The sequence below is a fragment of the Streptomyces sp. SID3343 genome, from assembly GCF_009865215.1.
In the GTDB taxonomy this organism is placed as follows: Bacteria; Actinomycetota; Actinomycetes; order Streptomycetales; family Streptomycetaceae; genus Embleya.
This window is the reverse complement of record NZ_WWJX01000259.1, coordinates 1-13,597: the sequence shown is the minus strand read 5'-3', so window position 1 is coordinate 13,597 and position 13,597 is coordinate 1. Positions and strand designations below refer to the sequence as shown.

Genomic DNA, 13,597 nt, shown 5'->3' with positions numbered 1-13,597 from the left:
ACCGGCGCGGCCGCCAGTTCGGCCGCGACCCGGGCGGCGAGCAGCACGCGCTCCTCGGCGGCGTCGAGCGGGTCGTTCGCTTCGTCGAACGAGGACGGCCCCCCGTCCTGGGTGAGGAAGAGCAACACGTCCGCGACCGACTCGGCCACCGCCCGGGCCGGCGCCCGCAGGTCGCCGGGCTCCGCCGTCGAACAGCGCCGGCCGGCCGCCTCCAACGCCGCGCGCAGGTCGTCGTACTTCCCGGTGCCCATCAGCAGCACACCGGCAGGTTCCCCGTCCACGACGGGAGCCGGCAAAGCCGCTTCCTCCCAGGTCAGCTCGAAGAGCTTGCCGTGCGTGGTGGTGGGCAGATCGACCGCGGACACCCGCCGCAGCAGGATGCCGGTCGCCTCGACCACCACCCGGCCGTCCTCGGTGAGCAGGTCCACATCGGCGAGCAGCGCACCGTCCTCGCCCGCCGCACGCAGCCGGGCGTGCGCGACGGCGACCCCGTCGAGACCGGCGTGCACGCGCAGGCCGCCGACCCCCGCGGGCAGATACGTCTCGGGCCGCTCCAGGACCGCTGCCGCGATCAGATGGAACCAGCCGTCCAGCAAAGCCGGATGGACCTGCATCAGCGGGTGGGCGACGGCGGTCTGCGGCCGGGCCAGCCGGGAGAGCACGGACAGTTCCCGCTCGCCGTCCGCCGGACGCAGGGACAGGGCGGCGGTGCCGCGGAAGGCGGGACCGTGGACCTGGCCCGAGGCGCGCATCCGGCGATACAGCTCCTGCGGATCGCGCCGATCGGTGTGGTCCGCGACCAGCCGCTCGACGTCGCGGTCGGCCGGCGTGGCCGCGGGCAGGAGCCGCGAGACGGCCGTGGCGTGCACCGTGCGACCGTCGGGCCCCGGGCCCGCCGACACGACCTCCACCACGGCCCGCTCGGGCCCTTCGACGCGCACCGCGACGGTCACGGTCACCGGGCCGTCCAGGACGAGCAGCGCCTGGTAGTCGACGTCCTCCAGCGCGATGCGCTCCGCGGGGACACCGAAGGCCTGGCAGGACGCCGCCAACGCCATCTCGCAGTAGCCCGTTCCGGGCAGCACGGGAACGTCGTTGACCGCGTGGTCGCCCAGCCACGGCAGCGCCTCGACGGAGATCTCCGCCTGCCACAGGTGCTGCGCGCGGGCGCCGGGCACGACGACGTGGACGCCCAGCAGCGGATGCACGTCCACCGCGGGCCGAGTCGCGGGCGGACCCTCGCGCAGCCAGTAGCGCCGATGCTCCCACGCGGTGGTGGGCACGTCGGCCAGGCGCCCGCCCGCAGGGCTCGGCAGGCTCGGTCGCGCACCGTGGCAGTGCAACGCGCCGAGATGGGTCAGCAGCGTCAGGTGCTCGGGCTCGCCCCGGCGCAGCGAGGGGACGACCACCACGTCCTCGACGCCGGCGGCCGCCGCGGTGGCCACGACCTGCGGCTCACACGCCGGGTGCGGAGAAATCTCCACGAACACGCGGTGGCCGTCCTCGACGGCGGCGGTGATCGCGTCGGCGAACCGCACCGGGTTGCGCAGGTTCAGCGCCCAGTAGTTCGGGTCGAACGCCGACTCGGCGCGCGGATCGCCCGTCGAGGTCGAATAGAAGACCGTCGTGGGCACCGTCGGCCGCAGGTCACGCAGACTCTCCCGCAAAGGCGCCAACAGGCCGTCCATGCGCGGGGAGTGGGACGCGATCGTCGCCCCCTTGATCCTGCGGGCGAGCAGTCCCTGTGCCTCCCACTCGGCGACGAGCCGGTCGACGGTGTCCGTCGCCCCGGACACGACGGTGGACTCGGGACTCGAAAGCACGGCCACGCTCACGTCGTCGTAGCCGGCCAAGCGCTCGGTGACCTCGTCGACGGGCAGGTCGACCAGGGCCATCGCGCCCCGCGCCGCCGCACTGGCGGACGCCAGGCGCGAGCGCCGGCAGATCACCCGCACCCCGTCCGCGAGGGAGAGACCGCCCGCGACGACGGCCGCGGCGACCTCGCCCATCGAGTGGCCGACGACCGCCGCCGGGCGCAGACCGTACGACTGCCACGTGCGGGCGAGCGCCACCTGCAGCGCGAAGATCAGCGGCTGCGAACGGGCCAGGTCGACATCGGGTTCGGAGCCCTCGGCGAAGACCTCGCGCACGGAAAACCCGGACTCGGCCCGTACCAGCGGGTCGATCTCGTCGACGGCCGCCGCGAACGCCGGTTCGCGCTCCAGCAGTTCGCGGCCCATCCCGGCCCACTGGCCGCCCTGGCCGGGGAAGACCCACACGGCGCCGCCGTGCGCACCCGGGAGCACGCGACCGTGGGCGAGGCCGGGCGCGGACTCACCCGCGGCGAACGCGCGCAGCAGCGCGGCCAAGCCGGGGCCCTCGCCCGCCGTGCCCGTACTCGTGACGGCGGCGATCCGCTGTTCCAGGTGCGAGCGCCGGCCCAGCGTGTGGGCGACGTCGGCGATGGGCACGTCCCGCCCGGGGCCGTCGAGCCAGTCGGCCAGCCGCTGCGCCTGGGCGCGCAGCGCACCGGGCGAGCCGGCCGACACCGGTACCACGCACGCGCTCGCGACCGCGTCGGCGCCGTCGGTGACCTCGTCCACAGGCGGTGCGGCCGGCTCGGGAACGGACGCGGACAGCACCACGTGGGCATTGGTCCCGCCCATACCGAACGCCGACACGGCGGCGTAGCGCACCGGCCCCGGGACCGGCCACGGCATGGCGTGCACGGGGACGACCAGGCGACCACCGGACATGTCGATGTCCGGGTTCAGCGAGCGAAAGTGCAGGTTGCGCGGGACGACGCCCGCGTTCAGCGCGAGCACCGCCTTGATCAGGCCGGCCACCCCGGCGGCCTCCTCGGTGTGCCCGATGTTGGTCTTGATCGCGCCGAGCGCGCACGCGCCGCGCTCGCCCGCGGCGTACACCGACGCCAGGGCCTCCACCTCGATCGGGTCGCCCAGGGCCGTGCCCGTCCCGTGGGTCTCCACGAGGCCCACATCCTGGGCCGACACCCGGGCCCGACGCAGCGCGTCGGCGATCACGTCGCGCTGAGCCACCACCGACGGCGCGGTCAAACTGGTGGAGCGGCCGTCCTGGTTCACGGCACTGCCGCGGATCACGGCCAGCACCCGGTCGCCGTCGCGCTCGGCGTCGGCGAGGCGCTTGAGCACCACCACGCCGCACCCCTCCGCCCGGGCGATGCCCTTGGCGCCGGCGTCGAACGTCTTGCAGCGGCCGTCCTCACCGGCGAGCCCGGCGGAACCGAGCCCGAAGCTCGTCAGCACCGAACTGATCACATGCACGCCGCCCGCCAGCACCAGATCGCTGTCACCCCCCTGCAGGCTCTGGCACGCGAGGTGGATGGCGACCAGCGAGGACGAGCACGCGGTGTCCACCGCGACCGACGGTCCGCGCAGGTCGAGCAGATAGGACAGGCGGCCCACGGCGGTGCTGTGAATGGCACCGGTGATGGTGTGCAGGTCGCCCCGGGTGGCCGGATCGTGCAGCCGCTCGACGAGATAGTCCGGGGCGGCGATGCCCACGTACACGCCGGTGCGGGTGCCGCCCAGACCGCGCGGCGCCATGCCCGCGTGTTCCAACGCCTCCCAGGCGACCTCCAGCAGGATGCGCTGCTGGGGATCCATCCCGACGGCCTCACTCGGTGCGATGCCGAAGAACGCGGCGTCGAACCCCTCCGCGTCGTCCAGGAAGCCGCCGCTGCGGATCGGATTGCCGTCGTCCGGTGCATCCGGCCGCAAACCGTTGACGGGACCGGCCCAGCGTTCGGCGGGAAAGGGACCGATCGCGTCGTGTCCCCCCTCCAGGAGATTCCAGAAGTCACCGGGGGAGGCGACCCCACCGGGATAGCGGCAGCCGATGCCCACGACCGCGACCGGCTCGGCGAGGGTGCGGTCGGCCGGCTCGGCGCCGTCGGGGCCGCCGAGACGTCGCAGCAGCGCGGAGCGCGCCGGTGGCGAGAGTTTGTCGATGAGTGCGGACAGGTCCGTCATCGTGCGGATTCCTCCGAGGTGCCGTCAGCGGCGTCGAGTTCGGCGGCCAGCAGGATCTGCGCCATCAGGTCGTCGTCGTGGGAAGAATGCTGCGGATCCGGCTCGTCGACCGGCGCGTCCAGGCCCAGCCCCAACCGCTCGGCGAGGTTGTCGGCCAGGGCCGACAGATTCGGATGGGCCCACATCAAGGTCGCCGGCAGTTTCAGATCGAGGTCGCCTTCGAGCCGGTTGCGCAGCTCCAGCGCGGTCAGCGAGTCGATGCCGAGGGCGCCCAGCGGCGCCGACGGGTCGACCGGGGTACGGCCCAGCCGCAGTACCGCCCGGACGAGCTCGCCCACATGGTCCTCCAGGAGTCTGCGGCGGACCGGCCCGGGGGCGGCCGCGGCCAGGCGCGCGGCCAGTCGTTCCGGGTCCGCGGCTTTGCCGTCGCCGGTCGTACGGGCCAGGGCGTACACGGGGGAGCCGGCGGCGGCGGGGGAGGCCGCGAACCATTCCCGCGCGTCGAAGTCCAACACCCCGGTCCTGGTCCGACCCTGAGCCACCAGCGCCTGCAACGCGGCCAGTCCGGTCGGCGGCGAGATCATCCGATATCCCAGGTCGGCCAGGTCCTGGCCGCTGCCCACTCCCGCCCACGGGCCCCAATCGATGCTCAGCGCGGGCAACCCCCGTGCCCGGCGCAACTGGACGAGACCGTCGAGGTAGGCACAGGCCGCCGCGTAGTTGGACTGCCCCGGGGCGCCCAGGAGCGACGCCGTGGACGAGAAGCCCACCCACCAGTCCAGGTCCCCCTGCGCGGCCTCGTGCAGTCGCCAAGCCCCCACCGCCTTGGGCCACCAGACCCGGCGCAGCTGCTCCGGGGTCTGCGCGAGCACGGTGGCGTCGTCGAGGGCGGCGGCGGAGTGGATCACCCCACGCAGCCGCAGGCCGCCCGCCCCGGCCGCCGCCACCAGGCGCTGGGCCGTACCCGGCGCGGCGACGTCGCCCAACACCACGTCGACCCGAACACCGGCGGCCCGCAACTCCTCGATCACCGAAGTCGCCTGCGGGCCGGGCGCGTTGCGGCCGTTGAGCACCAGCGCACCGGCCCCCAGCCCGCCCAGTCGGCGCGCGGTCGCCAGACCGACACCGGTCAGGCCGCCGCTGATCACGTAGGCCCCGTCGGGCCGCACGAACGGCTCGTTCTCCGGCCGCGTGACCGCTTCGACCGGGCCCTTGTCCAGATCGACGACCAGCTTGCCGATGTGCTCGGCCGCGGCCATGGTGCGCAGCGCGTCCACCGTGCGGTCGAGAGCGAACACGGTGGTCGGCAGCCGGTCCAGACGCCCGTCCGCCACCGCTTCGACGCTCTCGCGCAGGATGCGGCCGACGACCGCGGGTTTGGTGCGGCACAGCAGATCGAAATCGACCGCTGCCAGGGTCAACGCCCCGGCGAAGGGCAGCAGTCCCAACCGCATGTCCTCGTGGATGTCGCGCTTGCCGAGTTCGACGAACCGCCCACCCGGGGCCAGACACGCCAGGCCGCGCCGAATCGCCTCCCCGGTAAGGGAGTTGAGCACCACGTCGACACCCGCGCCGTCGGTGAGCGCACGGATCTCGTCCGCCCAGTCCAGGCTGCGCGAGTCCATGATGTGCGATACGCCCAGCTCGCGCAGGAAGCGCCGCTTGGCCTCGCTGCCCGCCGTCGCGTAGACGTGCGCGCCGCGCGCCCGGGCGACGGCCACCGCCGCGAGGCCGACGCCACCGGAGGCGGAGTGCACGAGCACGCTCTCCCCGGCCGCCAACCGGCCCACGTCCACCAGGCTGTACCAGGCGGTGCCGTACGCGGTCGGCAGCGCCGCCGCGGCCGCCATCTCCAACCCGTGCGGGAGCGGCACCACCAGCTCGTGCCGGGTGACCACGTGCGACGCGAAGCTGTGGAACGCGATGGCCACGACGCGGTCGCCGACGTCGATGCCCTCGACGCCCGGACCCACGCCGGCGACCGTGCCGGCGCACTCGCCGCCCAGGTGCAGTTCGCGGTGATCGCCCTCGGGCAGTCGATACCAGCCCATCGACTTGAGCACGTCACTGAAGTTGACACCGGCGGCCTCGACCCGAATCTCGACCTCGCCGGGCCGCAACCCGACCCGCTCCCGGTAGACGGGGCGGACCGAGTCCACCACGCCCGGCTGCGTGCTCTCCAACCGAAACGCCGAGTGCCCGTCGACGAGCGGCCGCAGCGGCAGTCCTCCCCGCCGGTGCGGGGCGGCCACCAGGCGCGCCACCGAGCGGACTCCGCCGCGATGGGCCACGTCGTCCTCGTCGGTGGCCGCGGCCAGTTCGGCCAGCAGCGCCGCAGCCGCCTGCGCGGGGTCGCCGGAGCCCACGTCGACCAACGTGGCCCGCAACTGCGGGTGTTCCCAGCCCAGCGTGCGCACCACGCCGCGCAACGCCGCCTGTTCGGGGGCGACCGGCTCGGTGTCGGTGAGCGCGTGGGCGGCACGGGCGGCCACCCACAGCCGACCGCGCCCGCCCGTGGCCAGCCGGCGGGCCAGTTCGGTCAGGTCGGCCACCCTGCGTTGGGCCAGCGCCAGGGCCGCGTCGGGGTCCCGCTCGCGCAGCGCGTCGTCGTGATCTCGCGACGGCAGGACGAGCACCGCGGCGGCCGTCGCCGGGTCGGCTGCCGCGGTCGCGGCCTGTGGAGCGTCCACCGGCAGGACGACGACGTTGTTCTGCTCGCCGATTCGCTCGCGCAGGGCCACCACCATCGAGTCCGCCGGGTCCTCGACCAGCAGCAGGAGGGGCCCGGCGGGCAGTGCGTCGGGGCGGGGCAACGGTGCGCTGTGCCAAGCGAGTTCGTGAAAAAGCCCGGTGACGTCCGCGGCGGTGTCCGCGCGGCGCAGCCACGTCAACCGGATCCCGGACGCCTGGACCACGACCGCGCCGTCGGCATCGAGCAGTTCGACGGCGCCGATCACCGCAGCGTCCGACGCGTCGATGGCGGCCGCCTCCCGTGCCACGGCACGGCACAGCACGCCGGTGTCGGGGTCGCCCCACACGCGCAACGCGTCGATCGCCACCGGCAGCAGGACGCCGCCTTCGTCGTCGTTCGCGGCCAGCGCGGCGACGGCAGCGGGGGTGGCGCCCAGAACCTGCATGCAGGCGTCGAACAGGGCGGGGTGCAGATGCAGTCCGCGCCCGCCCCGACGCGCCCCGGCAGGCAGCGCCACCGTGCCCAGGGCGCTGTCGCCGCCGCCGTCCATCGTCGCGGTGAACACCTCGCGAACGCCCGCGAACGCGGGTCCGTGATGCTGGCCGGCCGCGCGCAACCGGGCGTACAGCTCCGCGGAATCCCGGCGTAGCGGGTGGAGTTCGGTGAGCGCGGCCAAGTCGTGGACCGGCCGGTCCGGCCTCGGTCCTTGCCCCTGTCCCTGTCCGTGCTCCCGGCCGCGGACGCGGGCCCGAGCGTGCACGAGCGATCGGCCCGAGGCGTCCCGCGAGGTGATCTCGACCCGGCCCGTTCCCGGGGTCTCCTCGGTGAGGACGGTGGTGAGGGTGACCGGTTCGCCGATCGGCAGCACGCTCAGATAGTCGACGTCGTCCACGCCGACGTCGGGGGCCGGCACGCCGAACGCCTGTGCCGCGGCGGCGAGCGCCATCTCGCAATAGGCCGTGCCCGGCAGAACGGGTACGCCCTCCGTGCCGTGGTCCGCCAGCCAAGGCAGGCGATCGGTGTCCACCACCGTCTGCCACGCGTGCTGAGCCGGGGAGCCCGGCACGCGCACCCCGCTGCCGAGCAGCGGGTGACCGTCGGCTTCGCGGGCGGAGCGGCCCGAGCGGCCGGAGCCGGTGGAGGTGTACCAGTGACTCTCGTGCTGCCAGCGGATGTTCGGCAACGTGGTCGGTTCCCCGCGCGGGTGCAACCGCGACCAGTCCACGCGCACCCCGCGGGTGTGCAGTGCGGCCAGCGCGCCGAGGAGGGTCCACTGCTCGGGCAGATCGCGACGCAGTGTGCCGGTCACCACGACGTCGGCGACGCCCGCGTCCGCGAGGGTCTCGGTCACGGACTGGGTGACGATCGGGTGCGGGGACACTTCGAGGAAGATCCGGTGGTCGTCCTCGGCCGCGGCGACGACCGCGCCGGCGAAGCGCACCGGGTTGCGCGCGTTGTCCGCCCAGTAGCGGGCGTCGAAGTCGGGGACATCGCGCGGATCCGCCAGCGCCGTGCCGTACACGGGCACGTCCGCGACGCCGGGGACGACGTCCGCGAGCGCGTCGCGGATCAGCGGCATCATCGAGTCGACCTGCGGGCTGTGCCCGGCTCCCAGTGCGCCCTTGACCCGCTTGGCCATCAGGCCCTCGGCGGTGAGCCGGGCCAAAAGCGCCTCCACCGCGGCCTCGTCGCCCGCCACCACCGTCGAGCGCGCCGAGGAGTGCACCGCCACGGTGACGCCCGGGTGTTCCACGAGCCGCGCGGCCACCCGGTCGGCGGGCAACTCGACCAAAGCCATGACGCCCTTGCCCAGCAAGTGGTCCTCCAACAACCGGGACCGGCGGCACATGACCCGGGCGCCGTCGACCGGGGTGAGCGCACCGGCCACCACGGCCGCGGCCACCTCGCCCATCGAATGGCCGAGCACAGCCGCCGGGCGCAGGCCGTACGAGCGCCACACCGCGGCCAGCCCCACCTGCACGGCGTAGATCACCGGCTGAGCCTGGGCGACGGTGCCGAACTCCCCCGAGCGCAGGCACTCGCGAAGACCGAAGCCCGACTCCTCCCGCAGCACCGGCTCCAGTTCGTCGACAACTGCCGCGAACTCCGGCTGTGTCTCCAGGAGTTCACGGCCCATGCCGGCCCACTGCGAGCCGAAACCGGAGAAGACCCACACGGCGTCGGTCGCGCTCCGGGCCCGCGCGAACACCGCGTCCGCAACGGACACACCGTCGGCGTGCGCGCGCAGGGCGCACACCAGTGCGGCGCGGTCCGCGGCCGACACCACCAGGCGCTCGGGCAGATGGGTACGGTGCACCGCGAGCGTGCGACCGATGTCCTCCAGGGGCGTGTCGCGGCCTTCCCCCTCCAGCCACGCGGCGAACTCCCGCGCGGTTCGGGTCAGTGCGGGCGAACTCGCCGCGCACAGCGGGTAAAGCACCGGCATTCGCCGGTCCGCGCCGGTGGGAGCCGCCGCGACGGGCCGCCGCTCACCCCGTTCGGCGCCTTTGTCGTACGCCTCCAGCACGACGTGTGCGTTGGTGCCGCTGACGCCGAACGCGCTGACGCCGGCCCGAGCCGGACGCTCCGGCCGCGGCCAGGCGGCGCCCTCGGTGGGCACGACCACCCGGGAGGCGCGCTCGCTGATCCGCGGGGTCATCTCGTGAAAATGCAGGTGCGGCGGAATGCGGCCGTGGTGGAGCGAGAGAACCGACTTGATCAGCCCGGCGACCCCCGCCGCGGCCTCGGTGTGCCCGAGGTTGGTCTTGGCGGAACCCACGATCAGCCGATGCTCCGCACCACGATCGCCGAACGCGGCGGCCAGAGCCTCCAGTTCGATGGGATCACCGATCGCGGTGCCGGTGCCGTGGGCCTCGATGTAGTCGATGTCGTCGGGCCCCAGACCCGACCGCTCCAACGCGGTACGGATCACCGCCTCCTGGGCCAGGCCGTTGGGAGCGGTGAAATTGCTGCTCGCCCCGTCCTGGTTGACCGCCGTCCCGCGAATCACCGCCCAGACGCGGTCCCCGTCGCGCCGGGCGTCGGCCAGTCGCTTGAGCACGACGACCCCGCAACCCTCGCCCCGGCCCAGGCCGTCGGCGGACGCGTCGAACGTCTTGCACCGCCCGTCCGGTGCGAGCGCACCCCACCGGGTCATGGTGATGCTCGTCTCCGGCATCAGCATCAGATTGGTGCCGGAGGCCAGCGCCAGATCACTCTCCCCGGTGCGCAGGCTCTGGCAAGCCAGATGGGTGGTGACCAGTGAGGACGAACAGGCCGAGTCCACGGCGATGCTCGGACCCTGCAGGCCCAACTGGTACGAGATCCGACCGGAGGCGTAGTTGGGCAGACAACTGGTGACCGAGTAGGCGTCGATGTCCTCGGGGCCCAGATGGCGCAACTGCCGCACCGCGTACTCGTTGAGCGTGATGCCGGTGAACACCCCGGTGCGGCTGTTGCGCACCCGGTCCGCGGGTATCCCGGCGTGCTCCAGCGCCTCCCACGCCACCTCCAGCAGCATGCGCTGCTGCGGATCCATGGCGGCCGCCTCGCGGGGGTTGATCCCGAAGAACGCGGCGTCGAAGCGGTCGGGATCCCAATGGGTGAGAAAGCCCGCGGCCCGAGCCCGGATCGTGCCGGGGGCGTCGGGGTCCTCGCTGTGGAAGTCCTCCTGTTTCCAACGGCTTCGCGGTACCTCCACCACGGCGTCGCGCCCCTGGTCGAGCAGGCGCCAATACGCGTCCGGACCGTCCACCCCACCGGGGAAGCGACAGCCGATGCCGATCACCGCGACCGGCTCGTGCCGCGCCCCCTCGGCCTCGCGCACCCGCTCCTGGAGGCGCTCGATGGTGTTCATCGCCTCGATCAGCACATTGCGGCGGTCGTCGCTGGGGGCGCTCATGACAGGGACCTCATCTTCTCGGTCAGGCGTCGCACGAGTTCCTCTTCCGTGAGACCGTCGGCGTTCGCGTCGGCGCCGGCCGGGCCCGAGTTCCCGCCCTCGTGCGCCGGGCCGTCCGCCGAAGCCGGCGTCACCTCGATCGGCCCGGTCGCCTTGTCGGGCGCGGACAACAGCGGCAGCAGCCGATCCGTCAGGCCGTCCACGGTCGGATGGTTGAACATCACGGCGGGCGCCAACTCGCAGCCGAGGTCGTCGGCGAGCCGACGCTGCGCCTGCAGGCTCATCAGCGAGTCCATGCCCAAGTGGAAGAAGCGTTCGTCGGTGGGCAGTTGCGCCGGCTCGGCGAAGCCCATCACGTGGGCCACCGTGGCGCGTACGTGGTCACGCAGCAGCTTGCGCTGCCGGGCGGGCGCAGCGGCGGTGATCCGGGCGCCGACCTCACCCGCGTCCTGCGCGCGCACCAGTGGGGCGAGTTCGTCCAACAGCGGAACGAGCGCACGGGAGCGATAGGCGCCCGCCAGTTCCGCCCAGTCCGCGTTGGCCACCACGTGCTGTGCCCGGCCACCGTGCAGGACGCGGTCCAGGATGCGGATCGCGGTGTCGTCGTCCAGGCCCCGCATCCCGGACTCGCGCATCAGGTCCGCGTACGACGACGTGGTGTACCACGATTCCCAGGCGCCCCAGTTGACCACCTGAGCGGGCAATCCCTGCCTTCGGCGGGCGTGCGCGAAGGCGTCCTGGAACCGGTTGGCGGCGGCATAGTGGGCCAGCCCCCGGGCACCGAGCAGGGCGGTGGTCGACGAGAACAACACGAAGTGGCGCAGCGGCTGGGTCAGGCCGAGCCGGTGCAGCAGCGCCGTGCCGTCCACCTTGGGGTGCAGCATCTCGGACACCTCGGTCCGCCCGAGCCGATCGGTCTCGGTGTAGCCGCCGGCCAGCGCCGCGTGGAACACCCCGTGCAGCGGCGGAAGTTCGGCGCCGAACCGGGCGAACAACGTGCCCATCGCGGCCGCGTCGGCGACGGAGGCCGCCACCGCCGTCACCTCGACGCCGACCGAGCGCAGCCGCTCGACAAGCTCCGGGGCGGGGCCTCGCCGGGACACGAGTACGAGATGCCGCGCGCCCATCGCCGCCAGCCGCTCGGCCAACCGAGGCCCGATCAACCCGCTCGCCCCGACCAGGAGATGACACCCGTCCGGGTCCAGCCGCGTGGTGCCTCGCGGCATGACCGCGCGGACCAGACGCGGCACCAGACGCTCGTCCGCGCGCAGCGCGACCTGCGGCTCGTGACCCGACTCGCCGGGCCGGGCCCGAAGCAACTCCGCGACCAGGCCGCGAGCGCCGTGCTCGGGGCCGCCGACGTCGAGGTCGACGACACCACCCCACACGTGCGGGTAGTCCAGGGCCAGGGCGGCGCCCAGGCCCCACAGCGCGGCGCCGCCGGGCCGCACCTCGGTGGCGTCGTCGGTCGCCTGCGCCAACCGGGTCGCCACGTGGAGCACGCTCGTCGCCTTCGACCGAGCCAGCAACCGAGCGACCCGCAGGACGCGATACACGTCGTGGTGCACCGCGGCCGGATCGCTCTCCAAGCCGGCGGAGCGGGCCACAGCGCCCAGGTCGACGACCCGGTCGGCCCCCGCGAGCAGGGCGGCCACCGCGTCGTCCGCCGCCCGGGCGACCTCCGGCGCACCCACGCGCGTCGTGCGACAGCCCAGGGCGTCCAGTTGCTCGGCCACCGCAGCCGCGATGCCCTCGTCGTCGTCGCCCAGGAGGAGCCAGTGGCGGCCGGTGAGGTCCGCGGTCGACGTGGCCGCCGCCGCGGCGGGTGCGGGGCGCCAGACCAGATCGTGCATCCACTCCTCGGGCAACCCGGGCTCGCCCGCCGGCGTGGCGGATATGCGGCGCGGCGCGGGAGCGTGTGGCGCCCGCCCGTGCCGGCGGTGCTGCCAGGCGTAGGTGGGCAGGTCGGTCAGGCGACCACCGGCGACCAGGGCCGTGAGGTCCACCGGCGCGCCCGCGCAGTGCAGGGCGGCGGTGGCGAGCAGTACATCGGCCGCGGCGTCCCCGTCCCGGCGCAACGTCGCGACGGCCGCGACCTTCTCGTGGCCCCGTTCCTCCGCGACCCGGGCGATCGCCCGGCCGACCACGGCATGCGGGGCCACCTCCAGGAAGAGCCGATGCCCGTCGTCGAGCGCGGCACCGATCGCGCCGCCGAAACGCACCGGGCCGCGCAGATTCGCGGCCCAGTACTCGCCGTCGTACGCGGGGACTTGCCGGGGGTCCTCGTGGACGGTGCCGTAGACGGCGATCCGCGGTTGCCCGGGCGTCAGTTCCGCGACGGCTCGGGCCAGCAGGGCGGCCGGCCGCTCCATCTGCCGGCCGTGGAAGGCGACGTCCGAGGCCACCCGCCGAGCCGGTGTCCCGTCCGCCGCGCACAGCTTCAATACCGCGTCGACGCGATCCGGGGCGCCCGACAGCACGACGGAGGCGCCGGTGGAGTGGACCGCGACGTCCACGTCCTCGTCGCGAAAGCGCCGGGCCGCCTCATCCGCCGACATCTCGACGGCGACCATGGAGCCCTGTCCCGTCGCGTCCGCGAGCAACCCGGAGCGCCGAAGAATCAGCCGCGCACCGTCGCCCCGGTCGAGCGCCCCGGCCACCACGGCCGCGGCGATCTCCCCCATGGAGTGCCCCACCACGGCGGCCGGGCGCGCGCCGCGGGCCAGCAGGACCTGCGCCAACGCGACCTGGACGACGTGGATCAGCGGCTGGACGCGATCGGCGGGCGCCCCCGTCAGGTCGGCCTCGGCCAACTCGGCGCGCAGGTCGACCCCGGCCTCCTCGGCAAAGATCGGGGCCAGTTCGTCGACGACGGACGCGAAGACCGGCTCGGCCGACAGCCCTCGGCCCATGCCGGTCCACTGCGATCCGTGTCCCGAGAAGACCCACACCGCGCCCCGGGCGGCGGACGGCCCGGCCACGCCGTGCGCC

The 13,597-nt window shown here is 74.1% G+C and carries 3 protein-coding genes; all 3 read right to left on the bottom strand.

The window, feature by feature from the left end; all coding sequences use genetic code 11:
• Window positions 1-4,013 (bottom strand): type I polyketide synthase (locus GT354_RS08950; RefSeq protein WP_161355730.1); only part of this gene is annotated, 4,013 nt, incomplete at its 3' end.
• Window positions 4,010-10,606 (bottom strand): type I polyketide synthase, encoded by a 6,597-nt coding sequence (locus tag GT354_RS08945; protein WP_161355729.1) that lies wholly within the window; start codon window positions 10,604-10,606, stop codon window positions 4,010-4,012. The genes GT354_RS08945 and GT354_RS08950, both read right to left, overlap by 4 nt.
• Window positions 10,603-13,597 (bottom strand): SDR family NAD(P)-dependent oxidoreductase (locus GT354_RS08940; protein ID WP_161355728.1); only part of this gene is annotated, 2,995 nt, incomplete at its 5' end. The genes GT354_RS08940 and GT354_RS08945, both read right to left, overlap by 4 nt.